Genomic DNA, 23,925 nt, shown 5'->3' on the forward strand with positions numbered 1-23,925 from the left:
CTGGACGAATGCGGGCCGCGATCCTATGACGAACGCGGCCGCATCGCTAGGATGCCGCCGGGCATCATCCGCATCACAGAAGCGACCCTGCCATCGTGTTCCGTCATATCCTGTCCGTCGGCGGCCTGACCCTGGCCAGCCGGGTGCTCGGTTTCCTGCGCGACGTGCTGACCGCGGCGCTGCTTGGCGCCGGGCCGGTCGCCGACGCCTTCTTCGTCGCCTTCCGGCTGCCGAACCATTTCCGCGCCCTGTTCGCCGAGGGCGCCTTCAACTCCGCCTTCGTGCCGCTGTTCTCGGGCAAGCTGGTGCAGGACGGGGCAGCATCCGCCCGCCGCTTCGCCGACGAGGTGATGACCCTGCTGGTCATCGTGCAGCTGGTGCTGCTGCTGGCGGTGCTGGCCTTCATGCCGCAATTCATGACGGTCTTCGCCCCCGGCTTCGCCGACGAACCGGAGAAGTTCCGGCTGGCCGTTCTGTTCACCAGCATCACCTTCCCCTATCTGCTGCTGATCTCGCTGGTGTCGCTCTATGGCGGCGTGCTGAACAGCATGAGCCGCTTCGGCTCGGCCGCCGCCGCACCGATCCTGATGAATCTGTGCCTGATCGCGGCGCTGGTGATCGGCACGCCGCTGATGCCGACGGCCGGGCATGCGCTGTCCTGGGGTGTGCTGGCGTCCGGTGTCGCGCAATTTCTCTATCTGGCCTGGGACGCAAGGCGCGCCGACATGGCCCTGCGGCCGGTGATGCCGCGCCTGTCGCCCGACGTGAAGCGCTTCCTGGCGGTTCTGGGGCCGGCGGCGCTGGGGTCCGGCCTGACGCAGATCAGCCTGTTCGCCGACACGCTGATCGCCTCGGCCCTGCCGACCGGGGCAGTGTCCTACCTTTATTATGCGGACCGGCTGAACCAGCTGCCGCTGGGGGTGATCGGCATCGCCGTCGGGACCGTTCTGCTTCCGGAAATGTCCAAGCGGATCAAGAGCGGCGATGAGGCCGGCGCGGTCGACAGCCAGAACCGCGCCATCGAGCTGTCGCTGGTGCTGACCCTTCCGGCCGCCATCGCCTTTCTGGTGGCGGGCACGCCGATCCTGTCGGTGCTGTTCCAGCGCGGTGCTTTCGGCCCGTCGGACGCCGCGGCCTCCGCCCTCACATTGCAGGCCTATGCGCTGGGCCTGCCGGCCTTCGTGGTGATCCGCAGCCTCGTCAACGGCTTCTACGCCCGCCACGACACGGCAACGCCGGTGCGGGTGGCGCTGGCGGCGGTCGGCATCAATGTGGCGCTGAAGCTGGCCTTGATGGGTCCGCTGGCCCAGGTCGGACTGGCGGTCGCCACCTCCGTCGGCGCCTGGGTCAATGCCGGGCTGCTGGCGCTGCTGCTGCATCGCCGCGGCCTGTTCCGGGCGGATGCGCGGCTGACCCGAAACCTGCCGCGCATGGCCATCGCCGCCGTCGCCATGGCGGGCGCCCTGTGGCTGGCGACCGAGCGGCTCGCCCCCTGGCTGGGTGCTGCCGGCGTGGTGGAGCGGCTGGGCGGCCTGCTGGTGCTGGCGGCGGTCGGGCTGGCGGTCTATGCCGTGGCCGCCGTGCTGCTGGGGCTGGTGCGGCGCAGCGACCTCAGCCGCCTGCGCCGCCGCCGGGCGAAGGCTTAATCAGCCTTCGGTCTGCAAAGGCCGCTGCGGATCGGCGCTCCATTCCGACATCGAGCCGTCATAGAGCCGCACGCCGGGCACGCCTGCGATCTCGCTGAGTGCGAACCAGGACACCGAGGCGAGGTGGCCGGTGTTGCAGAAGGTGATGGGCTGGTCGCGCAAGGGCAGGCCGGCCCGGTCTGCCATCGCCTTCACCGCGTCGGGCGTGGCGAAGCGGTGTTCGGCCGCCGAGAAGAGCGGGGCGATGTCCAGGTTGACCGCACCCGGGATGGTGCCGGGAGCGCGGGCCTGCGGGCTCTTGGCCTTGCCGGCGAACTGCTCGGCCGACCGCGCGTCGTGCAGCGGCGTGCCACCGGCCTTCACGGCCGCCTCGACATCCTCCACGGTGGCGCGCAGGCTGGCGCGCGGATGGGTGGCGAAGCTGGTCGGCTTGCGCACCGCCGGCTCGGGCGTCACCGGTCCGCCGGCGGCGACCCAGGCGGCGAAGCCGCCGTCCAGCACCGACACCGCATCGTGGCCCAGCATCTTGAAGGTCCAGTAGACGCGGGTGGCGTTGCCCATGTCCGAAGCGTTGGCGCCGGCTGCGACCAGCACCACATGGTCGCCGTTGCCGATCCCCAGCCCGCCGATCAGCCCCGCCAGAACTCCCGGTTCCGGCAGCATACCGGCCCCGCCGCCGACCACAGTCCGCCAGCCGGCCGTTGCGTAGTCGGAATGAACCGCTCCCGGAACGAAGCCGCCGGCGGGCGGGGTTCGCACGTCGAGGACGACGATGCCGGGGCTGTCGAGCCTGCTTGTCAGCCAGGAAGCGTCCACAAGCGGGAAAATGCTGCTGTCGGTCATCAGGGTGAACCCGGTTCCGGTTGGTCGGTTGCCTTGCCCTACCGTGATCGTTGCTCAGTCGCAACGGATTACCCGGCAGGCCGGCGGATGCCCGCCGCGGCGGGCGGGCTGCCAGTATGGGCGAAGCAGTGTGGGCGAAGCGCCGGTGCGGGAAAAGCCCAATCTTGTCGCAATCCCGGCCGGTCGGTGACGTTGCCGGCCAACCCGTCCGGGGTGTAGGATGTCCCGTTCGTATAGGAAGGCGCCCCTTTCCGGCGCGGGAGCTTGGACATCCATGGCCAACATCGACGACCTGCTCGGCGCGCCCGATCCCAACGACGGCGACGCCTCGTCCTTCGCCATCGGCGACGCGCCGGTGGAGATCAAGGTCGTCATCGGCACCGCCATGCTCCGCGTCCGCGACCTCTTGAAGCTGGGCCGTGGCGCCGTCGTGGAACTCGACCGCCATCTGAAGGACCCGACCGACGTCTATGTCGAAGGCGTGCTGGTCGCCCGCGGCGAGGTTGCGATCATTGACGACAAGATCGGCGTCACCCTGACCGACTTCATCAAGTCCAGCCGCGAATGGAAGCGCTGACCGCAGCTTTTTCCTGTTGCGGCGCCTTCCCTTTATCGATGCTTCATTCGGTAGCAGCCCCGCTTGCGCTGGCGTCTTGACGGCGGGCGATGGCTTCTGGTGTCGTTGTCTCCGGTCGTGGGAAGTGCCGTCGCCGACGGCGTCGCCGGCCCGGAGAGCGAAGCCATGCCCCACACCGCCGTCTCCCCCTGCCTGCCGCGCCACTTTTCAAATCCCTATGCCGACCATGAGCGGGTCTACGGCCCGTCGGAACGCGCGATCCTCAGCCGTGCCGCCTTCGAGGGGGCGATGGCGGAGATCGGTGCCTGGCCCGGCTACACGCCCACCCCGCTGCGTTCCCTTCCCGGGCTGGCGCGGGAGGCCGGGATCGACCGCCTCTGGTACAAGGACGAAGGCGCCCGCTTCGCGCTCGGCAGCTTCAAGGCTCTGGGCGGGGCGTACGCCGTGCTGCGGCTGCTGGCGCGGGAGGTGACGGCGCGGGTGCCCGGCGTGCCGGTGACAGCGCTTGACCTCGTCGTCGGCCGCTATGCCAAGGTGACGCGGACGCTGACCGTCACCACCGCCACCGACGGCAACCATGGCCGCTCGGTCGCCTGGGGCGCGCAGGTGTTCGGCTGCAATTGCGTGGTGTATGTGCCCGCCGCCTGTACGCCCGGCCGCCGCGCCGCCATTGAGGCGTACGGGGCGCGGGTGGTGGTGGTGGACGGGCCGTACGACGAGGCGGTGCGCCGTGCCGCCACCGACGCTGCGGAACAGGGCTGGTTCGTCGTCTCCGACACCTCCTACACCGGCTATATGGATGTGCCGCGCGACGTGATGCAGGGCTACACCGTGATGGTGGAGGAGGCGATCTCGCAGCTTCCCGCCAGCGAACGGCCCACCCACGTCTTCGTGCAGGGCGGCGTCGGCGCGCTGCCCGCCGCGGTCTGCGGCCATCTGTGGGAAAGCTGGGGACGCCAGCGCCCGCGCTTCGTGGTGGTGGAGCCGCACAGCGCCGACTGCCTGTACCAGAGCGCCGTCGCCGGCCGGCCGACGCGGGCTCAGGGCGACCTCGATACGGTGATGGCGGGGCTTGCCTGCGGCGAGGTCTCGCTGCTGGCCTGGGCGATTCTGGAGCGCGGCGCCGACGATTTTCTGACCATCCCCGACGAGGGGGCGATCACCGCCATGCGCAAGCTGGCGGACGGCGGGCATGGCAGCCGTCCGGTGGTGGGCGGTGAATCGGGCGTCGCCGGGCTGGCCGGGCTGCTCTGCGCCGCTGCGCACGAGGAGGTGAGGCTGGCGCTGGGCCTCGTTCCCGATGCACGGGTGCTGGTGTTCGGGACCGAGGGGGCGACCGACCCGGAGGTCTATGAGAGGATCGTCGGCCGCTCGCCGGAGGCGGTCGCCGACGGGCTGCTCAGCGCAGCAGGTCGGTGACGATGTTGGCGCCGTCGGCGGTCAGCCGGTCGGCGGTTTCGCGATGGTCGCGGGCGCCGGAAAAGCCGCCCTCGGCCTTCACCCGCTCGATCCAGCTCTGCGAGGCGCCGAGCGACACCAGCCGTTCGACCATCATCTGGGTAGAGCGCAGGGTCATCCGGCCATTCTCCGCCATGCGCGGGGCATGCACCATGAACTCCGCCCGCGGGGCGGCGTAGCGCGGATAGCCGGCCAGATAGAGGCCGACGCACATGCTTTCGCAGGACTCGCCGTCGCGCACCCGGGTGGCGACCGGCCGTCCGCCCTTGCGTTCGGCCAGGACGGCATCGATCATCCGATATCCCGCGGCGGTGAAGCCGCCGGGGCTGGACAGCTCGATCACCAGCGGGCGGCGGGCCGGCAGGGCGTGCAGGGCGTCGAGGAAGCTGCGTTCCGCTCCCGGCGTGATGATGCCGTCCAGCCGCAGGACGGTGATGTCGCCCTGGTCGTTGCGGGACATCGCCGCGTCGGGGAATTCCGAAGACGGGGCCGCAGGCACCGGATTGACGGTGACGGGACCGATGACAGCAGGGGCCGAGCCGGCCGGGTTGAGCGACAGGCCGTCCGGCTGGGTTGCGGCATGGCCGAATGCGGCGCCTGCGATCAGCAGGGCACCGAGACCGGCACCGAACCCGACCTTCCGCAGCAGCTTCCGCACCGACATCGCACCCTCCCGCGCTCGACCCACCCAGCGTGGCGGTCAAAGCTTGCCCGAGTGTTAACGGCATGTCTGTGGCGGGCCACACAATGGAGGTAGGGATGGGGGTAGGAATGGGGGCGGAGCGGATGCGGCGCGATAAAGCGTGCGCGCGAACGCAAAGGGCGTTAGAAGAAACAGGATTCCAAGGGTATGGCCGGGGCGTCCTCATCAGGGCGATGCCCGTCCCGTCCCGTGCCGTGAACGTCGAAGAGCGGAACGATGTCGTACATCCAGGGTGAAACGGGCGATTGGGAAGTCGTGATCGGGCTTGAGGTCCATGCCCAGGTGATTTCGAACGCGAAGCTGTTTTCCGGCTCCGCCACCGAATTCGGGTCCGCGCCGAACAGCCAGGTCAGCTTCGTCGACGCCGCGTTCCCCGGCATGCTGCCCGTCATCAACGAATATGCCGTCGAACAGGCAGTGCGCACCGGTCTGGGCCTGAAGGCCGAGATCAACCTGCACTCGGTCTTCGACCGCAAGAACTACTTCTATGCCGACCTGCCGCAGGGCTATCAGATCAGCCAGTTCCTGCAGCCCATCGTCGGCAAGGGCGAGATCGTGCTCGACCTGCCGGACGGCACCAGCCGCACCGTCGGCGTCACGCGCCTGCATCTGGAACAGGACGCCGGCAAGTCGCTGCACGACCAGCACCCGTCCAAGACCTACATCGACCTGAACCGGTCGGGTGTGGCGCTGATGGAGATCGTGTCGGAACCCGACATGCGTTCCTCGGAGGAGGCGGGCGCCTATGTGCGCAAGCTGCGCTCCATCCTGCGCTATCTCGGCACCTGCGACGGCAACATGGAGGAAGGCTCCATGCGCTGCGACGTCAACGTGTCGGTGCGCAAGCCGGGCGACGCCTTCGGCACCCGCTGCGAGATCAAGAACGTCAACTCGATCCGCTTCGTCATGCAGGCCATCGAGTATGAGGCGCGCCGCCAGATCGAGATCATCGAGGACGGCGGCAAGATCGACCAGGAGACCCGGCTGTGGGACACGACCAAGTTCGTGACCCGCTCCATGCGGTCGAAGGAAGAGGCGCACGATTACCGCTATTTCCCCGACCCCGACCTGCTGCCGCTCGAACTCGAGGCGGTGTGGGTGGAGGACATCAAGAAGACGCTGCCCGAGCTGCCGGACGACAAGAAGACCCGTTTCATCGAAGACTACAAGCTGTCGGTCTATGACGCCGGCGTGCTAGTTTCGGAGAAGCCGAAGGCCGACTATTTCGAGGCGGTCGCCAAGGGCCGCGATCCGAAGCTGGCCTCCAACTGGGTCACCGGCGAGCTGTTCGGCTATCTGAACAAGGCCGGCAAGGAGATCGAGGAAAGCCCGGTGTCCGCCGAAAACCTCGGCGGCCTGATCGACCTGATCGCCGACAACACCATTTCTGGTCGCATCGCCAAGGAAGTGTTCGAGACGATGTTCGAAACCGGCGAGAAGGCCGCCGACATCGTCGAGAAGAAGGGGCTGCGTCAGGTCACCGACACCAGTGCCATCGAAGGCTCCATCGACGCCGTGCTGGCCGCCAACCCCGACAAGGTGGCGGAGTTCCGCAGCGGCAAGGACAAGCTGTTCGGCTTCTTCGTCGGTCAGGTGATGAAGGCGACCCAGGGCAAGGCCAACCCGGCGATGGTCAACGAAATCCTGATGAAGAAACTGAAAGGCTAATCTGCCTGTCCCTGTCGGCGGACGGAAATCGCCGTCTTGCCCGAAAGAAAGCCTCTCCGTTCGGCGGAGGGGCTTTTTTCTTGGGTGCCACCCGCCGTTACGGTAAAGCCGCAGTTGAATTTTCCCGGTTTCCGCCGTCACAGTGCTGGAAACGGTGGAGGAACCATGGCGGCGGAGCCGGTGATGATGGCGCTGGCGGCTGGTGCTGTCGGCGGTCTGCTCGGGGTGCTGCTGGGCCGGTATGCCGGTCGCCGGGCGGCCCGCCATCCGTCGTCGCCACACCCCGCCAATCCTGCCGGCACCCGGCCGGCGCATGCCCTCCACGAACCGGACATCGGCGAGCGGCTGGAGATGGCGCTGGAGGCCACCGGGGCCGCGGTCTGGGATGCCGATCTGGTGGCCGGCACCTGCTGGTGGTCGGACACCTTCCCGCGCATGCTGGGCTATCGCACGCGCCCGGCGATGCCGCCCGATTTCTGGGAAAGGCGGCTGCACGCGGAAGACCGCGAACGGGTTCTGGCCCACATCGCCTCGCATCTGGCCGGCGAGACCTCGGCCTACGCCTACAGTTACCGTCTGCGGCACGAGGGGGGCGGCTGGGTGTGGATCGCCGCCAAGGGCCGCGCCTTTCGCGACGACACCGGGCGGGCGGTGCGTTATGCCGGCATCATGACCGACATCACCGAGGCCCGCCGGCAGGAGGAGCGGCTGCGGGCCAGTGAGGAACGGCTGCTGAAGATCATGGAGGCGGCTCCCATCGCGGTGAACGTCACCACGCGCGACGGCCGCTGGCTGTTCTGCAATGCCCAGTCCGTGCGGCTGATGGGCCGTGACCGTTCGGACCTGATGCGCACCCCGGTGGCCGATCTCTATGCCGAACCCGCCGACCGCGAGGCGCTGATCGCCCGATTCGACCGGGAGGGCGCCTTCCGCAATGCCGAGATCCGGTTCCGCAGACCGGACGGCAGCGTCGTCTGGGTCCTGTCCTCGTGGAACAGCATCGAACTCGACGGTGAAGCGGCGCTGCTGACCTGGCTCTACGACATCACCGACCGCAAGGCCGCCGAGTCGGCGATGATCCAGGCCAGGGAAGAGGCCGAACAGGCTCTGGCCGACCTGCGGGAGGCGCAGGAGAGCCTGATCCAGGCCGAGACCATGGCCTCGCTCGGCCAGCTGGTGGCGGGGGTGGCGCACGAGATCAACACGCCCATCGGCATCGGCCTGACCGCCGCCAGCCACATCGGCGAACAGGCGCAGGTCCTGCGGGACCGCTTCACCGGCAACGCGCTGCGCCGGTCGGAATTCCTGGAGTTCCTGGATGGGCTGAGCGAGAGCAGCCGCCTGCTGATGGCCAACATCGACCGCGCCGCGTCACTGGTGCAGAGCTTCAAGCAGGTGGCGGTCGACCAGTCCTCCGGCGACCGGCGGGTGTTCGAACTGGGCGGCTATATCCAGGAGCTGCTGTTCTCGCTGCGTCCGCGGCTGAAGCGCACCAATCTGCGGGTGGCGGTGGAGTGCGACGACGAACTGACGATGGACAGCTTTCCCGGCGCGCTGGGGCAGGTGCTGACCAATCTGGTCATCAACGCCGTCGTGCATGCCTATGGCGATGGGGATCGAGGCGGCGATCGGGGCGGCGACCGCCTGGTCGAGAGGCCGGCCGGCACGATCAGGATCACGGCGCAGGCGGATGGGGCGGAGCGGGTCCGGATCGATTTCATCGACGACGGCGCCGGCATCGCGCCGGAGCATCTGTCGAAAGTCTTCGACCCCTTCTTCACCACCAAGCGCGGACAGGGCGGCTCCGGCCTGGGGCTGCACATCGTCTTCAACACCGTCACCGGCCCGCTGGGCGGCAGCGTGTCCGTCCAGTCCTGGCCGGGGCAGGGAACCCGCTTCACCATCCAGCTGCCCCGCGAAGCCCCGGCGATGCTGCCGGCCGTGGCAGCGGAGCCGGCCCTGGGCTGAACCCGTGGCGCAGCCCCGCGGCAGGATGGCCGATCGGGCGCAGGTTCGGTCAGGCAACGTGAAGTTCGTGGAATTGCAGATGCTTGGGCCGCCGGCCGCGACGCTTCGGCGCCGCGAAGTTGGCGAGCGCGCCGTTCTCGCCGCGCAGCTCGGCGGTCAGCTCCTGCACGCAGCGCTGGAGCAGTTCCTTCTCGCGCTGGTCTTCGCGGTCGGTGATTTCCAGGCAGCTCAGCTTGATCTCGACGAGGTCGATCAGTGTTTCGGCGCAACGGCGTGACAGGGTCATGGCATCCTCCACGGCGACGGGGTGCGGCGTCACTGATCGGCGGGGCTTTGTCGGGATCAGCCCCCACACGACCGAGTCGTTCGGCGCCCGGGCTTTTTATTGCTCATGGTGGCATCATAAGCGCCTTCCGTTAAAAAGTACCTAAAATTTTATACAGATTTGTCCCTTTCCAAAGATTTTCAGGAAAAGCGGATTTGCGGCTTTGTAAGCGTTGACAAGGGTACGGCCGGCCGTTAGAACCCTCCCCACGCCAGCGGTGACCCACGGGAAACCGCACTGGCTGGAGGGGTGGCCGAGTGGCTGAAGGCAACGGTTTGCTAAACCGTCATAGGGTTTAAAGCCCTATCGTGGGTTCGAATCCCATCCCCTCCGCCACCGCATTTGGGTGCGGCCTAAAGCATTGGTCTTCCTAGCTTTTTAACGCCCTCCGACCAACGCGATTACACACGTTTGTGGTACACGTTGGTGGCGCACGGTATCACACACGATACATGGCCGCTAGACTACCCTAAATCCGATTGAGGATGATGGCCTGTTGCCTCCATTCCCATCCTGTAGAAGCTTGATGCTTTGTACGGCAGGGAATTGACGATGCAAGGCACCCCAGAGTTTCCCACTTGGACCACAGAGGATCTGAAGGCTTGGCGTGGCCGCATGGGTTGGATCCAAGCTGAAGTCGCCGACGTTCTTGGTATCTCCCGCCGCGCCTATGGCACCCGTGAGCAACCGGGAACACCCATCAGCCGTGAGACCGTTCTGTGAACCGCTCCGGGTTTCTCGGAGGCCATTTGTGTTGAGTCACGCCGCCATAGCGACGTCCTCGGTTTTGGTATAGTAACGCGTGATCTTGCCCCGGGTTCGGTGGACACCACAGCTAAGCTCCGAGTGGAGCGGGAAGGTGTCTGATGACGAAGACGAGGCGTTCCTTCACGGATGAGTTCAAGCGTGAGGCCGTTGCCCTGCTGGAAGGGAGCGGCCGGCCGCTGGAGCATGTGGCGCGGGAGTTAGGCCTGCAGGCCTCGGTGCTGCGGAACTGGCGGCGGGTGGCCCAAGGCCACCCGCCGCGCTCACGATCCGGTGCCCCTGCCGTATCCGGCACCGCCATACCGGCCAAGCCGGACGAGCAGACGGCGGAGATCGCGCGGCTGCGACGCGAGTTGGAGCGCGCCCGGCAGGAACGCGACATTTTAAAAAAGGCAATCAGCATCTTCTCGGAAGCGCCGAGATGAGGTTCCGCTTCATCGAGGACCACCGGGACGAGTTCGCAGTCCGTCTCATGTGCACGGTGCTCGGGGTGTCGGCCAGCGGTTACTACGCGTGGCGTGGGCGGCCGGAAAGCCAGCGGGCCGCCGCCAACCGACAGCTTCTGGTCGAGGTCCGACGCGTCCATGGTCGCCACCATGGACGCTATAGCAGCCCGCGCGTGCATGCAGCCCTCCGCGCGGAGGGCGTCGCCGCCAGCCGGGGCCGGGTGGCGCGTCTGATGCGCCGGCACGGCATCCGGGGCGCAGCCGCACGCCGGTTCCGGCCCGTCACGACCGACAGCCGCCATGGCCTGCCGGTCGCTCCCGATCTGCTGGGCCAAGCCTTCCAGGTGGCCGAGCCCAACCGGGTCTGGCTTGCCGACATTACCTACCTGCCCACCGCTGAAGGCTGGCTGTATCTGGCGGCTGTCCTCGACTTGGCGACCCGGAAGATCGTTGGCTGGGCGATGCGCGACCATATGCGCGCCGAACTCACCACTTCGGCCCTGGTCATGGCCATCCAGCGCCAACGGCCGCCGGTGGGTCTCATCCAGCATTCCGATCGCGGCAGTCAGTATGCCTCCCGGGACGACCGCGACCTGTTGCAGGCGGCCGGCATGCGGCAGTCCATGTCGCGCAAGGGCTGCTGCTATGACAATGCTCCCATGGAGAGCTTCTTCCACACCCTCAAGGTCGAGTTGGTGCACCGCACTCGGTTCGAAACCCGCGACCAGGCCCGCCGGGAGGTGTTCGCCTACATCGAAACCTACTACAATCGCCAACGCGCCCACTCGGCCATCGGATACATCACCCCCGAACAGGCCGAGCTAAGATCTGCGTGAACCCGTGTCCACCCAACCGGCTCTTGCGCACTTTGCGTGGATCACGCCGCCAGGAGGGTTCGTCTCCGGAGCAGATCCAGGCTGGCTCTGCCGTACATCTGACGCTTGAGCAGTTTGAGGCGGTTGATCTGCCCCTCAGCCTGCCCGCTGCTCCATGGCAATGTGAGTGCCGCTCGAACTGCAGCGCCATCCTGCTCCAAACCGGCAGCAAACGTCTGAACCGCGGTGACGCCGCAGGAACCTGCCTCGGTGAGCCAAGCCTCCAGTCCGGCGGCGGCATGGTCGCTTTCCGCGGTTCGGCCGGCCGCACGCACGAGTGCCGTAAAGCGGCGCGCGAGGCCGGCCACTGTTTCTGTTTCGGCATCTTGCTCGGCCTGGGCAACGGCCGCGGCCTCCTCGTCGTTGCGCGCTTCGGCCGGCTTTACCAGAGCCCAGGCCAAACGCTTGGGCGACAAGAGGGCTGGTGGGCCGCCTGATGGGGTTGGCGTCTCCTTGCGCCAACGGTGGGGCGTCGTCTTCGCCGGGACGCTTCGGTGTTGTTGCAGCCAAAGATGCACCGCTTTTGCCCGGCCGGCGTAGCCCAGCGTACGAACCTCACGCCACAGTTCCATTCCATTCTCGCAGCCGGCGGCCACACGCGCCGCCAAATGCGGGATGAAGGGATCCAACGCGCTCGGCCCCGGAGCCCTCAATGCACGTTCCGGAAAGCTCTGCGCTTGCACGTACTTACGGACCGTTCCCCGCGCCAAGCCCATCGACCGGGCAATGCCCAGCAGCGTCTCGCCGGCGGCATGGCGGCACCGGACCTCTTTGTAGACGGCCAGCCACCGCTCGTGGCTTGCAACGCTCGCCACTCTCTCGGCACGCGGGCGCGAGAAGGCTCGGGTGCGTCGGGGTGCGATGGCCGACGCGTCGGTGTGAACCGGCGGCAACCGGCGAAGGCGACCATGGACGGCGAAGAGCCAGCGTTCAAGCATCTGGCGGGTATTGGCGAGCAGGTGCCATCGGTCGGCAACCTGGGTCGCTTGACCAGCGCCGTTGGTGGCGGCACGAGAGTATTCGGTGGAGCGATCCCGCGCCACCACGGCGATGCCGGGGTGGTCGCGCAACCAGCCCGCAACGGTGTTGGCGGATCGATCAGCCAGAAGGTCGAGGACACGACGACGTTCCAGATCGACCAGGATGGTGCCATAGGTCCGCCCTTTGCGCAGCGCCCAATCATCCACGCCGACGACGCGTGGCGGTTCAACGGCCGGCAAGGGCAATGCCCGGATAACGCGTAGCAGGGTGTCCCTGCTGACTGGCATCCCAAGCCCGCGGGCGAGCCGCGCCCCCGCAGCGCCACCGAGAGCGATCCCGACCCGGCCCAGTGCCTTGGCCAGCCGACGGGTGCGTCGGGCGTAAGGGGCCACAGCGCCTGCAAAGCGCTCGGCGAACGTGCGTTTGGGGCAGGTCGCTTGCCGGCAATAGAACCGCCGGACCAGCAAGGCAACACGGAGTTCATGCCCGAAGGCCGGGAGGTCGGCAGGAGATCGCCGGTACCGGCTGTGAACCACGCGGCTGACGGCGCCACAGTGCGGGCAACGGGCACTGCCTCGGCGACTATCTACGAGAATGACAAGGGAGCCGCGGCTGCCGCGCTCGATCTGAAGCACGCGGCAGCCCGGAAGGAAAGAGAACTTTTGCATGCTCCTTCCATGTGGGCAATCCCCGGTCTGCTCGCCACCGCAACCCGGACCATCCACGCAAAGTGCGCAAGAGCCACCCAACCGGGGCAAGATCAGGATCTCGCTTGTGGGCGAAGGTGGACGGGGGCCACCACCTGCGTTAGGAAATCGCAATGTGCGGGCTCATGCTCGCATCTTTCTACGAGAAACGGCGGGCAGTCTGATGGAAAAAGTGGCGCTGATAACCGGATCTGACAGGAAGTATTTCGATCTTCTGTGGAGTTTGGTTCGCTCGATCAAGCACTTCGATGAAACGCGCAAATATGATGTTGTGGCACTTGATGCTGGGTTGAGCGAGTCTCAGAAGAAGATGCTACGAGATGCTGGTGTAACCGTTTCTGACGTTGGCTGGGGATTTCCCTTTATAACTGAAGATGTTGGCGCCAAACTTCCGCAACACATGAAATGCTTGGTTGTGCGCCCATTCCTGCCGGTGGTTCTCCCCGGTTACGACTATTATATGTGGTTGGATGCGGATACATGGCTTCAAGGCGATGACGTGATTTCCACTTATATTGCCGCCGCCAGATCAGCCGACATTTCAATCACTCCCGAAGTACATCACCTGTACGATTATTTGTACGATCTAGGAAATGCAACCCGCAGCAGTCATTACACAATCTATGAAAGGGCCTATGGAACGGAGAGGGCGCAGGTTTTGGGCGTGCTGCCGATCCTCAACGCTGGCGTTTTTTCCGCTCGCGCAAACAGCCCTCTGTGGGAGTTGTGGCGGCAGGAAATGAGCGACGTAATGCTGCGCGCAAATGCACTTAATTGTGATCAAGTAACTCTTAATCGGCTTTTGCATCGCAAGCAGTTGCAGGCCGCCCGGCTTCCCCCGGAGCTCAACTGGATATGCACCGCGCAGACGCCGATCTGGGATAAGGACCGTGGTATTTTCGTTACGCCCGGTCCCCGGCCGCGTCGCATTGAGGTGATGCATGTCACTGGCGCGGCGCTCGGTCAGGACAGAGGTGAGGTCCCCTGCCTACAAGGCGGTACTGTCCCGCAAAGTCTTCTCTGCCCTTACCCGCTACGGGGTAGGTGAAAGCCAGCCTTCCGCCTAAGCTCTACCCGTCATCTTCTGCGCCATCCGGCCGCCCCGCATGCGTTGGGCGGCCTTTTTCATGCCTGGAGTTTGAACCATGACCACCACGCCCATCGGCGCGGCGACCCTGCGCGACCCCACCGAGACCATCATCGACAACATCCTCTGCCGGGAAGGCTGGCCCCGCTACACCGGCCGGTCCAGCGACCGAGGCGGGCCGACGAAGGGCGGTAGCACCTTACGACGCTGGTGAGCTGGCGGAAGCGCCCAGTCATAGCGGCCGACGTCGCCGCCCTGGACGAGGCCGAGGTGCGTGCGATCTACCGCGCCCGGTACATGAGGAGCCGGGTTTCGCCGGCATCGCCGACGCTGCCCTGCGCGCCCTGGTGATCGACTCGGGCGTCAACCACGGCCCGGCCCGCGCCGGGACATGGTTGCAAGATGCGGTCAACGGTGCTGACGCGGCCGGGCTGTGGCGCTCGGTCTTTGCCCAGCGGATGCGCTTCTATGGGCAGATCATCACCGGGGATGCTCGGAAGCGCGGGCGGAAGGAAGGCGACGCGCTGAACGCCGCCGGGTGGCTGAACCGGTTGGCCGAGTTCATGGAGGTGTGAGGCGGGTTTGACCGGTCCTGCGCCGTCAGCTACGCTTCGTCGATCACTGGTGGGGACAATTCCGTGGCCGATTTGATGGAAGCCCTCTGGGACATCCTGCTTGAGAACCGCCTCCTCCGGTGGTTCTTCATCGGCCTTCTGATTGGATTGGTTCTGATCGGCTATATGATCTGCTCCGGTTCCGATATGGAGGCTGCAGATGCCCTAATGGGGATCGTCGTCAGCGGCATTCTCGTGTTTGGACTGCGTCTTCTCATTTGGTTCTTTAGCCATTAACGTTCTACGGACAGATCATCACCGGTCGCGCCAGGAGGCGTGTTCGGACTGAGGACGACGCGCTGAATACCGCCGGCTGGTTCAACCGGTTGGCCGAGTTCATACAGGCTTGATCCTTCGGCCGTTTTGGCTCTTACGCCGCGTCGTATCCCGGCTCCCGCATCTGCCCTTCGCGGTCACTCGGCTTATCTGAGATGGTCGGTTTTGAGTCGTTCCCAGTCGATGGCGTCTCCGGCGCCTGCTTGTTGGCCTCGCCCTGCACGGGCTGGTCTTCGGTGGGTTTGTCGCTCATGACGCTCTCCAGTGTCGGTTGTCCGAGTCCAACAACCACCATCCGAATTCTTCCCCGCTAGCGCGCCATCCCGCTCATTACCGCTCTGACCCCCGTCATCGCCGACCTGATCGACAAGATTCCGGACCCCGACGCCAAGGCGAAAGCCACCGCGGCGGCCAATGCGCAGATGGTCGCCATGCTCCAGACCGGCGACACCTCGCAGCTCCAGGTGAACGCCGCGGAGGCCGCCAACCCGTCGCTGTTCGTCAGCGGCTGGCGACCGGCCGTCGGCTAGGTCTGCGTGCTCGGCCTGCTGGTCAAGACTGTCGGCTATCCGCTCATGGGATGGGCGCTGTCGATCTGGTCGCCCAGCATGCCCATGTTGCAGGGCGATACCGACACGCTGATGAGCCTGTTGGTGCCGGTGCTGGGGCTGGGAGGCCTATCGAACCTTTGAGAAGGTCAAAGGAGTGGCGCGGTGATCCCACCGCTGTGATCAGGTGGCACCTTCTTCGGCCGGTCGATGGCGCCTTTCCTTGAGATCGTGGATGTCGTCAAGGAGCGAGGCCGGAGGCGGCCGACATCCGCAAGCCTGGGAGTGTTCCAAGTGCCATTCGACGCGCTGCTGTCGGGTCGCCTTCGCGGGCATGGGATGGACTTCGTGCCAGTTTCTGTTCATGGATGCCCCATTGGATGCAAAGCAATTATGCCCATCGATAGGGGCAGCCTCCATTGGCTTCGGGGATACCGCATATCATGTCGCAGGCCAATTCCACCCTCAGCATCATTTCAGAATGTGAAGTGAATATGTGATGAGTTGTTCTGCGCCGACACGCGTGCCTTTGTGGACCGCTTTCGGTCTGGCGCGCCACTTGCGTTGCGTTGTCCGATGCCATTGAAAACTACGCCTGGATGTCCCAACCATTCTGCAAGGCTCTTGCTCTGACGTTCACCCATGTTGATGACAGTGACCGTTCCGGCCTTGATGCTGCGGCATCACAGACTCTGTGAGTCCGGCGGGGCGCTGGCCTTGAAATGGGGGAGGGAAAGCGACTCGCGCCTTTCGCCACTTTTATTACCGATTTCGAGCGGGCACACTGCAACCCGCAATGGGTGGGGTGGCCGGCTCATCCTGGGAGAGGCCTGCCGGGTCGCAGATCCAGCGGGAAGCCCTTTGGTGAATGCACGGCGGAGGCGATTCGATGCAGAACGTTCGCACAGCAGTCTCGACATGGATGGCAGCGCTTGTGGTGGTTTCGGGGACGGGGATGCTGTCGGGCTGTGCGGTCGATCCGGTCGGGCTGGCGATAGGTGCCGCGGGCGCGGCTGGCGCGCCGTTGCAGGCGTCCCAGGTGGCGGAGACGGCGTCATACTATCGCGGAACGAGCTGTCAGGCGCTGGCGATGCTGCTGCAAACGAACACCGAAAGCCTGTCATCGACGCCGCCGGAGTACCGCCAATCGATGTCGGTCAACATCCAGGCCTTGCGCCAGGTCATGACGGAACAGCGCTGTCCAACTTCCGGTTCGGGTGCGGCGGCGGGAGCGAGGTCCGATTTGGCTCCGGGCACCACCGCCGGGTCAATGGGCTTGGGCGGAACGGCGGTCGGCACGCCGCCCGGATCGGCGACGGTATCGGCGAACGAACCGCAGGGCAGGGTGGGAATGTCAGTGGCCCCGGTGACGGCCCAACTGGCGCAGGCCGTGGGGCTGGAGGCTCCGCGCGGCTTGTTGGTGGTGGAACTGATGCCGGGCCAAGCGGCCGATGTATCGGGCATCCGGCCGGGCGACGTGATTCTCGAGGTCCGTGGCGTGGCGATGGGCGATCCGATGCAGATACGCCGGGTGTTGGGCCTGGTACCGGATGGGCAGAGCGTGCTTGTGAAACTGTGGCGTGGCCGCGAATTGCACGAGCTGGCCGTGGGGCCGGTTTCCAGCAACACCCAGGCGCTGCCGGCGGGCGCCGTCCATGCCGATGCGCCGGCCCCAACAATGGCCGCCCCGCTCCGCGAGCGCTTCTGCATGGCGCAGCTGATGACCTCGGGCACCCCTGCCGGCGGCGTGCGCTCGCCGCTGTTCACGGTGCGCAACACTGGCAGCGAGGCGGAGAGCGCCAAGGTCATGGCGGCCTTCCTGCTGGCGGCACAGAAGGCTCAACCCGGCAGGTGGCTGGCCCCGCAGATGCGGCCGACCTGCAATCGGGATTCGACCGCATGCAGCTCGGTCAACGCTGACTCGGAGGTTCTGATGCTGCTGTGCCGGACGGAACGCGAGGAGGGTGCGCAGCTGTACGGATCCCTCAGCCAGAGCAGGCCGCTGACGGAACTGGCTTGGTCGCCGCCGACGCCGTGAGACGGAACGGAGGAGAGCGCCGCCGGCCTGAACGCTCCGCCGGATGGCTTTCGGGAAACCCGGCTTGGGTCATTCCCGTTTCATCCTTATGCTTCGTCGTATCCCGGTTCCCGCGTTTGCCCTTCGCGGTCGCTCGCCGTCTCTGAGTCGGGACGCTTCATACCGTTCCCATTCGGTGCCTTCTCCGGGCCGGTCGACGGGGTCTTTGGCGCCTGCTTGTTGACCTCGCCCTCGACGGGCTGGTTCTGGGTTGGCTTGTCGCTCATCAGGGTCTCCGGTGTTCGGTTGCCTGACTCCAACAGCCGCCGTCCCGGATCGTCTCCGACCTGACCAATGCCGAGTTGCGATTCGTCGGTACCGCCGCAGGGTCTCTCAAGAGGGGTGACAAGGAAAACGCTGGACGGAGGCGGGTTCCCCCTCCCCGCACTGGAGGGGGAGCCCGCCGTCGGTCCAACCGCCGGTCAGGCCACCCGCTTGTCGCGGAAGGCCTCGATGGTGCGCATCACGCCGCGCAGTTCGGCCAGACCCTTCAGCCGCCCGACGAAGGAATAGCCGGGATTCATCGTCTGGCCGATGTCGTCGCCCAGCAGATGGCCGTGGTCGGGACGCATCGGGATTTGGGCGTCGGCGCGGCCGGCCTGCCGGCGGCGGGCCTCCTCGTCGATGATCGCCGCGGCCACGCCGATCAGGTCGGTGTCGCCGCCGAGGTGATCGGCCTCATAGAATGAGCCGTCCGGCTCGTGCGTGGTGTTGCGCAGATGGACGAAGTGAATGCGCGGGGCGAACTCCTTCGCCATCGCCACCAGATCGTTCTTCGGGTTGGAGCCGAATGACCCCGTGCACAGGGTCAGCCCGCAGGCCTCCTGCGGCACGGCGTCGAACAGCGCCCGCACATCCTCCGCGGTCGACATCACCCGCGGCAGGCCGAAGATGGGGAAGGACGGGTCGTCGGGGTGGATGCACAGCCGCACCCCCTCTTCCTCGGCGACCGGCGTGATCTCGCGCAGGAACGCGATCAGGTTGGCGCGCAGATCCTCGACGCCGATCTCCTGGTACAGCTCCAGCATGCCGCGGAAGCTGTCGCGGTCATAGGCGAAGTCGCGGGCCGGCAGCCAGTCGATCAGGTTGCGCTCCAACTCCGCCACCTGTTCCGCCGTCATCGCCTCGAACCGCGCCTTGGCGGCGGCGACATGGGCGGGGTCGTAGCTGGCCTCCGCATTGCGGCGCTTCAGCACGAACAGGTCGTAGGCGGCGAAATCGACGCTGTCGTAGCGCAGGGCATAGCCGCCGTTCGGCAGCCGGTGCATCAGGTTGGTGCGGCTCCAGTCGGTGATGACCATGAAATTGTAGCAGATCACCGGGATACCGGCCCGCGCCACATTGCGGATCGATTGCTTGTAATTGTCGATCTTGGTCTGGAAGTCGCCGGTGCGGGTCTTGATCTCCTCGCCGACGCCGATGCTTTCCACCACGTCCCAGGTCAGGCCGGCGGCCTCGATCATGGCGCGGCGCTTCTGGATTTCCTCGGGCGTCCAGACGCTGCCCTGGTTCATGTGATGCAGCGCGGTGACGATGCCGGTGGCACCGGCCTGACGGGCCTTCTCCAGGGTGACGGGATCGTCCGGGCCGAACCAGCGCCAGGTTTCCTGCATGATGATGTCCTTTCGAAGAGGGGTACAGTGGGCGGAAGCCGCCGTTTTGGTCAGGGGGTCGCGAGGAAGCCGGTCAGCGTCTTGGTGACGCCGACGCGCATCAGGCTGTCGAGATGACGGACGACCGCGCTGCGGAAGGCGTCCTCCGCGACCAGTTCGGGGTCGAAGATGTCCTCCACGGCGAACAGTGCCGCCGCCAGGGCGCCGGCATCGGTGCCATGGGCGCCGGCGATGCCGGTCAGCAGTGCCGCCATCGGATCGGCGACTGCATAGGCGGTGCCGGCCTCGTCCTTTTGCAGCAGGAAGCGCATCCAGGCGGCGACGGCCAGCGGGATCACCCTCGGCGCCTTGCCGGCGGCGAACAGCTCGCGTGCCGGTTCCAGCAGACGCGGCGGCAGCTTCTGCGAACCGTCGGAGGAGATCTGGATCGTGCGATGGCGGATGCCGGGGTTGCGGAAGCGTGCCTCCAGCGCCGCGGTGTAGGCGGGGATATCGGTGCCCGGCACCGGGGGCAGGGTGGGGATCAGATCCTCCGCCCACAGGCGCCGCACGACGGCCGGCAGCTGCGGATCGGCCATCGCACCGGCGATGGTCTCGAGGCCGGCGATCACCGACAGGTAGGCCAGCAGCGAATGGGCGCCGTTCAGGCAGCGCAGCTTCATCAGTTCGAACGGGTGGACGTCGTCGACCATGATGGCGCCGGCCTTTTCCCAGGCCGGGCGGCCGAGCGGGAAGCGGTCCTCGATCACCCATTGCTTGAAGGGTTCGCTCACCACCGGCCACGCATCGACGCAGCCGGTCGCCTCCTCCACTGTGGCGCGGTCGGCGTCCTGGGTGGCGGGGGTGATGCGGTCGACCATGGTGCAGGGGAAGCCGACCTGTTCCGCGATGTAGGCGGCGAGGTCCGGATCGCACAGTTCGGCGTAGCGGACGACGATGCCGCGCACCTTGATGCCGTTCTGGGCGAGGTTGTCGCAGACCAGCACGGTAAAGGGCGCCACCCCGGCGGCGCGGCGGCGGCGGATCGCCTCCGCCAGCAGACCCGGCACGCTGCGCGGTTTCGCGGGATCGGCGAGGTCGGCGAGGATCAGCGGATGCGTCTCGTCCAGCGCGCCGGTGGCGGCGTCCTGGCAATAGCCCTTCTCGGTCACCGTCAGGGTGACGATGCGGATCTCCGGCTTCGCCATCAGCGCCAGAACCTCGTCCAGCTGGTCGGCGGTGGCCATGGCGTCGAGGAAGGATCCCATGACGCGCAGCCGGTCGCGGTTCTCCTCGCGCACCAGCAGGGTGTAGAGGCAGTCCTGCGGTTTCAGCGCGTCGCGGATCGCCGGCGACAGCGGATCGACGCCGACGATGCCCCAGCTCTTCTCACCGGCCGCCAGAACATCGTCGGTGTAGGTGGCGAGATGGGCGCGGCAGAAGGCGCCGAGGCCGATATGGACGATGCCCGGCGTCACCGCGGCACGGTCGTAGGCCGGGCGCTCGACGCCCGGGGCCAGGCGGTCGAGGGTGGCGGTGGAAAGGCGGGTTTGTGAAGGACGGGCCGCCAGCAGGGCGGTGTTCGCGTCGGGCATGATGGGCTCCGGGTCGCGGCGGTCGCTGCGGTCTCCCTGTCTGCTGCCGCCCCGGAGGGGGGTGTGCGGCAGTGCGGGTGGGCCGGTGCACCGTCATTCTGGTGAAGTGGTGGTGGTCGATTGTGGACTCCGGGGCGGGGCGCCCCGGAGTGTCGGGACGGAGTGGGCGCGGAGATCAGACCTCGATCCCGGCCGGGGTCATGCCCGACCCGGTCTTCGGCAGGATGAAGTGCATGATCGCCAGACCGACGAGGTAGAGGACCGAGGCGATGCCGAACAGCACCTGATAGTTGCCGTTGGTCGCATCCAGCAGGCGGCCGACGCCCATCGAGACGAACATGCCGACGAAATAGGCGCAGAAGCCGCCGATGCCGACCACCGAACCCACCGCGTTGCGCGGCATGGTGTCGGAAACGATGGTGTAGACATTGGCCGAATAGCCCTGGTGGGCGGAGGCGGCGATGCCGATCAGCAGAACGGCGACCCACATGCTGGACACGGTGGAGGCGAAGAACACCGGCAGGACGCACAGGCCGCAGACCAGGAAGGTCAGCTTGCGGGCGCGCAGGGGCTTCACGCCGCGCTTGATCAGGTGCGAGGAGAACCAGCCGCCGCCGACGCTGCCGAAATCGGCCATGGTATAGATGATGATCAGCGGCAGCATCGCCCCGAACAGGTTCACGCCATACTGCTTGTTCAGGAAGCCGGGGACCCAGTTCAGGTAGAACCACCACACCGGAGCCGAGAAGCAGGTGCCGACGATGTTCGCCCAGGTGCCGCGGTAGCTCAGCAGCTTGATCCAGGGAATGTTCTCCTGCGGCAGCACCGGGTCGCTGCGGATATAGGCCAGCTCCTCCGCCGTCAGCTTCGGATGGTCTTCCGGCTTGCGGTAGATCAGCAGCCAGGCGATGACCCAGAAGAAGCCGATGCCGCCGGTGACCAGGAAGGCGGCCTGCCAGCCATAGGCGACCAGCAGGATCGGCACCAGGACCGGTGCGACGACGGCGCCGACGTTGGAGCCTGCGTTGAAGATGCCGGTGGCGAGCGCCCGTTCCTTGGCCGGGAACCACTCCGACACCGCCTTGATCGAGGCCGGGAAGTTGCCCCCCTCGGTCAGGCCGAGGCCGGCGCGGGCCATCTTGAAGCCGAAGACGCTGCCCATGAAGGCATGGACGCAGGCGAAGAAGCTCCAGCCGGCGACCGCCGCCGGCAGGCCGATGCGGATGCCGATCTTGTCCATCAGCCGGCCGCAGCCGATGTAGCCGAAGGCATAGGCCAGCGAGAAGGCGGCGACGATGTCGCCGAAGTCGGACTCGGTCCAGCCCATGTCGCCCATCAGCGTGGACTTCAGCAGGCCCAGGACCTGACGGTCCATATAGTTGATGGTGGTCGAGAAGAAGAGCAGGCCGCAGATGGTCCAGCGGTAGCGGCCGATGGCCTTGCTCACCGTGACCGCCGCTTTGCCTGCCGCTTGGCCGATGCCGCCGGCCCTATGGGCCGGTTCCGCCGACTGGCCGGGGCCGGCGTCGGCAATGATCTGTTCGCTCATGATAGGCGTCTCCAGCCAGGACGCACGCCGCCGCCCGGTGTTCGCACACCGGCCCCCATAAGGCATCGAGCCTTCATCGCCTGGGCGCGCCGGATGGCTTCGCGCGGGAGCCGGTCATTCGGCAGCCCCACAGCGTCGTCCGGCGGCGGTCGCACGTTTCAGAACTGTTTCCTGGATCAGTCAGGCCATCGTCGGGAGCGGTGCCGCTTGGGAACCGTTCATGGCGTCGCATACTACCATTCCAGTTGCTGGTATGGTAGTTGCGCCGACCCTCGTTGGTCAACCTCACCATCTGCGGCATATCGTCAGGCGAGGGCCGACCGAATCCAGTCCTACCTTGGTATATTCGATTGGGCTGGACGGCATTTGGGACAAACGCCAATGTACTGTCTCAGGAGCTTCGTAAAAGGATGATCGGCGGAATTTCAATGGCCGCATAGACCACAACCGCAGACTACAGGGAAGGGCCGCAGGTGGAGGAACCCAGCGCCACGGGAACGATTGTGACCGCACTTGCCGGTGGCGTCGGGCTGCTGGCGCTGATGACCCTGATCTACGGGACAGTCTTGTACCGCCTGGGAGATCGGCCCCGGCTGCGCCAGCTTTGCCTGGGCTTGATGTTCGGTGCCGGCGGCGTGGCGGCCATGCTGCAAGCGGTCCCCATCCTTCCGGGGGTCTATCTGGACGTCAAGGCGGTGCCGGTGGCGCTCGCTGCCCTCTTCGGCGGTCCTTTGGCTGCTGTCCTGGCCGCCGGACTGGTGACGGCCGGCCGCATGACGGTCGGTGGCGCCGGCATGATGCCGGGCGTGGTCGGGATTCTCGGGGTCGGCGCCGCGGGGCTGCTGGTGCGCTGGTTGGTTCCCGTGCCGGGCTGGCGGACCGCGAGGCCGCTGTTCATCCTGGCTCCGGTCGCCGCACTCCACCCGCTCAGCATCTTCGTGCTGCCCTGGGAGGTGGCGCTGCCGGCCTTTGTCGATGGCGGGCTCCCCATGGCGCTGTTCACGGTGGGAGGCATCCTGATGCTGGGCACGATGCTGGGGCGCGAACGCCGCCGCGTCGATACGGAAAAGATGCTGCGCGACGCGGCGCTGAGCGACCCGCTGACCGGTCTGGCGAACCGACGGGCCTTTTTCGCCGCCATCGACCGCATCGTTGCCGGCGCGCTGCGCCACGAGACGCCGGTGTCGCTGCTGATGCTGGACATCGACCATTTCAAGGCGGTGAACGACAGCCGCGGGCATGATGCCGGCGACGCGGTGCTGGTGGCGCTCAGCCGCCTGCTCCAGCGCAGCGTGCGGCAGAGCGATCTCGTCGCGCGCTTCGGTGGCGAGGAATTCGCCATCCTGCTTCCCAACGCGCCGATCGACGGGGCGTCCCTGCTTGCCGAACGCCTGCGCTGCGCCGTCCGCGATCTCGCCATTGCGCAGGACGGCGCGGTCCTGCATGTGACGGCGAGCATCGGCGTATCGACCCTCTCCGCCGGCACCGACCGTGCCGATGCCATGATCAAGGCGGCCGACATGGCGCTCTACCGGGCCAAGCAGGATGGCCGGGACCGGGTCTGCCGCCAGCACGAGGCCGTCGTCAAGGAACCGGTGCCGGCTGCGGAGTGAGGCAGTTGCGCG

General features: G+C 66.6%; 23 protein-coding genes and 1 tRNA gene. 15 read left to right on the forward strand and 9 right to left on the reverse strand.

The window, feature by feature from the left end:
* Nucleotides 1-95: 95 nt before the first annotated feature.
* A complete protein-coding gene (murJ, locus tag ABNQ40_RS15640) occupies nt 96-1,646 on the forward strand; it encodes a murein biosynthesis integral membrane protein MurJ (RefSeq protein ID WP_109049883.1) in 1,551 nt (516 codons plus the stop codon).
* Here the strand turns inward: murJ and ABNQ40_RS15645 are convergent, their stop codons facing one another.
* Entirely contained in the window at nt 1,647-2,489 is an 843-nt protein-coding gene (locus ABNQ40_RS15645) for a sulfurtransferase (RefSeq protein ID WP_109049884.1), read from the reverse strand.
* Between the two features lie 274 nt (nt 2,490-2,763).
* Between ABNQ40_RS15645 and fliN the strand changes: the two genes are divergently transcribed.
* Both fliN and ABNQ40_RS15655 read left to right on the forward strand, forming a co-directional pair.
* Complete coding sequence (fliN, locus tag ABNQ40_RS15650) at nt 2,764-3,066, forward strand: flagellar motor switch protein FliN (RefSeq protein ID WP_014188019.1); 303 nt, start codon at nt 2,764-2,766, stop codon at nt 3,064-3,066.
* A 165-nt stretch (nt 3,067-3,231) separates the two neighbouring features.
* Entirely contained in the window at nt 3,232-4,485 is a 1,254-nt protein-coding gene (locus ABNQ40_RS15655) for a diaminopropionate ammonia-lyase (protein WP_109490933.1), read from the forward strand.
* On the opposite strand, the gene ABNQ40_RS15660 is transcribed toward ABNQ40_RS15655, so the two are convergent.
* A complete protein-coding gene (locus ABNQ40_RS15660; protein ID WP_109049885.1) occupies nt 4,466-5,188 on the reverse strand; it encodes a hypothetical protein in 723 nt (240 codons plus the stop codon). The two genes, ABNQ40_RS15655 and ABNQ40_RS15660, sit on opposite strands and share 20 nt — an antisense overlap.
* Nucleotides 5,189-5,443: 255 nt before the next feature.
* Between ABNQ40_RS15660 and gatB the strand changes: the two genes are divergently transcribed.
* Nucleotides 5,444-6,895: an Asp-tRNA(Asn)/Glu-tRNA(Gln) amidotransferase subunit GatB gene (gatB, locus tag ABNQ40_RS15665; RefSeq protein WP_109049886.1), complete on the forward strand. Its 1,452-nt coding sequence runs from the start codon at nt 5,444-5,446 to the stop codon at nt 6,893-6,895.
* Between the two features lie 165 nt (nt 6,896-7,060).
* Nucleotides 7,061-8,863 (forward strand): PAS domain-containing sensor histidine kinase, encoded by a 1,803-nt coding sequence (locus ABNQ40_RS15670; protein WP_109049887.1) that lies wholly within the window; start codon nt 7,061-7,063, stop codon nt 8,861-8,863.
* A 49-nt stretch (nt 8,864-8,912) separates the two neighbouring features.
* Here the strand turns inward: ABNQ40_RS15670 and ABNQ40_RS15675 are convergent, their stop codons facing one another.
* The gene (locus tag ABNQ40_RS15675; RefSeq protein ID WP_098737227.1) at nt 8,913-9,149 is read right to left on the reverse strand and encodes a hypothetical protein; all 237 of its coding nucleotides are present in this window, start codon (nt 9,147-9,149) and stop codon (nt 8,913-8,915) included.
* A 282-nt stretch (nt 9,150-9,431) separates the two neighbouring features.
* Between ABNQ40_RS15675 and ABNQ40_RS15680 the strand changes: the two genes are divergently transcribed.
* Nucleotides 9,432-9,524, forward strand: a tRNA-Ser gene (locus tag ABNQ40_RS15680).
* A 530-nt stretch (nt 9,525-10,054) separates the two neighbouring features.
* Nucleotides 10,055-11,235, forward strand: a protein-coding gene (locus tag ABNQ40_RS15685) for an IS3 family transposase (RefSeq protein ID WP_391347160.1) whose coding sequence is annotated in 2 segments (ribosomal slippage) — nt 10,055-10,346 and nt 10,346-11,235 — 1,182 coding nt in all. Because the reading frame shifts where the segments join, the coding sequence is not laid out codon by codon here.
* A gap of 41 nt (nt 11,236-11,276) precedes the next feature.
* Here the strand turns inward: ABNQ40_RS15685 and ABNQ40_RS15690 are convergent.
* Nucleotides 11,277-12,923: an ISL3 family transposase gene (locus ABNQ40_RS15690; RefSeq protein ID WP_109049782.1), complete on the reverse strand. Its 1,647-nt coding sequence runs from the start codon at nt 12,921-12,923 to the stop codon at nt 11,277-11,279.
* 202 nt (nt 12,924-13,125) lie between these two features.
* Between ABNQ40_RS15690 and ABNQ40_RS15695 the strand changes: the two genes are divergently transcribed.
* From ABNQ40_RS15695 to ABNQ40_RS15710, 4 genes are all read left to right on the forward strand, one after another.
* Complete coding sequence (locus ABNQ40_RS15695; RefSeq protein WP_146255486.1) at nt 13,126-14,010, forward strand: hypothetical protein; 885 nt, start codon at nt 13,126-13,128, stop codon at nt 14,008-14,010.
* 97 nt (nt 14,011-14,107) lie between these two features.
* A complete protein-coding gene (locus tag ABNQ40_RS15700; protein ID WP_158285579.1) occupies nt 14,108-14,263 on the forward strand; it encodes a hypothetical protein in 156 nt (51 codons plus the stop codon).
* A 133-nt stretch (nt 14,264-14,396) separates the two neighbouring features.
* The gene (locus ABNQ40_RS15705; protein ID WP_109049783.1) at nt 14,397-14,624 is read left to right on the forward strand and encodes a hypothetical protein; all 228 of its coding nucleotides are present in this window, start codon (nt 14,397-14,399) and stop codon (nt 14,622-14,624) included.
* Between the two features lie 63 nt (nt 14,625-14,687).
* Nucleotides 14,688-14,900: a hypothetical protein gene (locus tag ABNQ40_RS15710; RefSeq protein ID WP_109049784.1), complete on the forward strand. Its 213-nt coding sequence runs from the start codon at nt 14,688-14,690 to the stop codon at nt 14,898-14,900.
* Nucleotides 14,901-15,033: 133 nt separating this feature from the next.
* Here the strand turns inward: ABNQ40_RS15710 and ABNQ40_RS15715 are convergent, their stop codons facing one another.
* A complete protein-coding gene (locus ABNQ40_RS15715) occupies nt 15,034-15,192 on the reverse strand; it encodes a hypothetical protein (RefSeq protein ID WP_158285580.1) in 159 nt (52 codons plus the stop codon).
* A gap of 118 nt (nt 15,193-15,310) precedes the next feature.
* Between ABNQ40_RS15715 and ABNQ40_RS15720 the strand changes: the two genes are divergently transcribed.
* The 3 genes from ABNQ40_RS15720 to ABNQ40_RS15730 all read left to right on the forward strand — a co-directional run bounded on the left by ABNQ40_RS15720 (nt 15,311) and on the right by ABNQ40_RS15730 (nt 17,525).
* Nucleotides 15,311-15,469 (forward strand): 3TM-type holin, encoded by a 159-nt coding sequence (locus ABNQ40_RS15720; RefSeq protein WP_247880185.1) that lies wholly within the window; start codon nt 15,311-15,313, stop codon nt 15,467-15,469.
* 6 nt (nt 15,470-15,475) lie between these two features.
* Complete coding sequence (locus tag ABNQ40_RS15725; RefSeq protein ID WP_247879770.1) at nt 15,476-15,631, forward strand: hypothetical protein; 156 nt, start codon at nt 15,476-15,478, stop codon at nt 15,629-15,631.
* Nucleotides 15,632-16,409: 778 nt separating this feature from the next.
* On the forward strand, nt 16,410-17,525 hold the full coding sequence (locus tag ABNQ40_RS15730; RefSeq protein WP_158285581.1) for a PDZ domain-containing protein: 1,116 nt from the start codon (nt 16,410-16,412) through the stop codon (nt 17,523-17,525).
* Between the two features lie 86 nt (nt 17,526-17,611).
* On the opposite strand, the gene ABNQ40_RS15735 is transcribed toward ABNQ40_RS15730, so the two are convergent.
* The 4 genes from ABNQ40_RS15735 to ABNQ40_RS15750 all read right to left on the reverse strand — a co-directional run bounded on the left by ABNQ40_RS15735 (nt 17,612) and on the right by ABNQ40_RS15750 (nt 22,300).
* Nucleotides 17,612-17,791: a hypothetical protein gene (locus ABNQ40_RS15735; protein ID WP_109049788.1), complete on the reverse strand. Its 180-nt coding sequence runs from the start codon at nt 17,789-17,791 to the stop codon at nt 17,612-17,614.
* Between the two features lie 195 nt (nt 17,792-17,986).
* Nucleotides 17,987-19,177: a mannonate dehydratase gene (uxuA, locus tag ABNQ40_RS15740; protein WP_109049789.1), complete on the reverse strand. Its 1,191-nt coding sequence runs from the start codon at nt 19,175-19,177 to the stop codon at nt 17,987-17,989.
* A 50-nt stretch (nt 19,178-19,227) separates the two neighbouring features.
* A complete protein-coding gene (locus ABNQ40_RS15745; protein ID WP_109049790.1) occupies nt 19,228-20,751 on the reverse strand; it encodes a mannitol dehydrogenase family protein in 1,524 nt (507 codons plus the stop codon).
* A gap of 175 nt (nt 20,752-20,926) precedes the next feature.
* Nucleotides 20,927-22,300, reverse strand: coding sequence for an MFS transporter (locus tag ABNQ40_RS15750; RefSeq protein WP_109049791.1), 1,374 nt, complete (start codon nt 22,298-22,300; stop codon nt 20,927-20,929).
* 503 nt (nt 22,301-22,803) lie between these two features.
* On the opposite strand from ABNQ40_RS15750, the gene ABNQ40_RS15755 reads away from it, so the two are divergent.
* Entirely contained in the window at nt 22,804-23,913 is a 1,110-nt protein-coding gene (locus ABNQ40_RS15755) for a diguanylate cyclase (RefSeq protein WP_391347166.1), read from the forward strand.
* Nucleotides 23,914-23,925: the final 12 nt, after the last annotated feature.

Origin of the sequence: Azospirillum sp. A23 (assembly GCF_042938965.1) — a bacterium.
Lineage (GTDB): Bacteria > Pseudomonadota > Alphaproteobacteria > Azospirillales > Azospirillaceae > Azospirillum > Azospirillum melinis.

What these genes read in the sequence shown, in the direction of transcription:
- ABNQ40_RS15645 (WP_109049884.1), bottom strand. Translation starts at nt 2,489, where the DNA reads ATGACCGACAGCAGCATTTTCCCGCTTGTGGACGCTTCCTGGCTGACA.
- fliN (WP_014188019.1), top strand. Translation starts at nt 2,764, where the DNA reads ATGGCCAACATCGACGACCTGCTCGGCGCGCCCGATCCCAACGACGGC.
- ABNQ40_RS15655 (WP_109490933.1), top strand. Translation starts at nt 3,232, where the DNA reads ATGCCCCACACCGCCGTCTCCCCCTGCCTGCCGCGCCACTTTTCAAAT.
- ABNQ40_RS15660 (WP_109049885.1), bottom strand. Translation starts at nt 5,188, where the DNA reads ATGTCGGTGCGGAAGCTGCTGCGGAAGGTCGGGTTCGGTGCCGGTCTC.
- gatB (WP_109049886.1), top strand. Translation starts at nt 5,444, where the DNA reads ATGTCGTACATCCAGGGTGAAACGGGCGATTGGGAAGTCGTGATCGGG.
- ABNQ40_RS15670 (WP_109049887.1), top strand. Translation starts at nt 7,061, where the DNA reads ATGGCGGCGGAGCCGGTGATGATGGCGCTGGCGGCTGGTGCTGTCGGC.
- ABNQ40_RS15675 (WP_098737227.1), bottom strand. Translation starts at nt 9,149, where the DNA reads ATGACCCTGTCACGCCGTTGCGCCGAAACACTGATCGACCTCGTCGAG.
- ABNQ40_RS15690 (WP_109049782.1), bottom strand. Translation starts at nt 12,923, where the DNA reads ATGCAAAAGTTCTCTTTCCTTCCGGGCTGCCGCGTGCTTCAGATCGAG.
- ABNQ40_RS15695 (WP_146255486.1), top strand. Translation starts at nt 13,126, where the DNA reads ATGGAAAAAGTGGCGCTGATAACCGGATCTGACAGGAAGTATTTCGAT.
- ABNQ40_RS15700 (WP_158285579.1), top strand. Translation starts at nt 14,108, where the DNA reads ATGACCACCACGCCCATCGGCGCGGCGACCCTGCGCGACCCCACCGAG.
- ABNQ40_RS15715 (WP_158285580.1), bottom strand. Translation starts at nt 15,192, where the DNA reads ATGAGCGACAAACCCACCGAAGACCAGCCCGTGCAGGGCGAGGCCAAC.
- ABNQ40_RS15730 (WP_158285581.1), top strand. Translation starts at nt 16,410, where the DNA reads ATGGCAGCGCTTGTGGTGGTTTCGGGGACGGGGATGCTGTCGGGCTGT.
- ABNQ40_RS15735 (WP_109049788.1), bottom strand. Translation starts at nt 17,791, where the DNA reads ATGAGCGACAAGCCAACCCAGAACCAGCCCGTCGAGGGCGAGGTCAAC.
- uxuA (WP_109049789.1), bottom strand. Translation starts at nt 19,177, where the DNA reads ATGCAGGAAACCTGGCGCTGGTTCGGCCCGGACGATCCCGTCACCCTG.
- ABNQ40_RS15745 (WP_109049790.1), bottom strand. Translation starts at nt 20,751, where the DNA reads ATGCCCGACGCGAACACCGCCCTGCTGGCGGCCCGTCCTTCACAAACC.
- ABNQ40_RS15750 (WP_109049791.1), bottom strand. Translation starts at nt 22,300, where the DNA reads ATGAGCGAACAGATCATTGCCGACGCCGGCCCCGGCCAGTCGGCGGAA.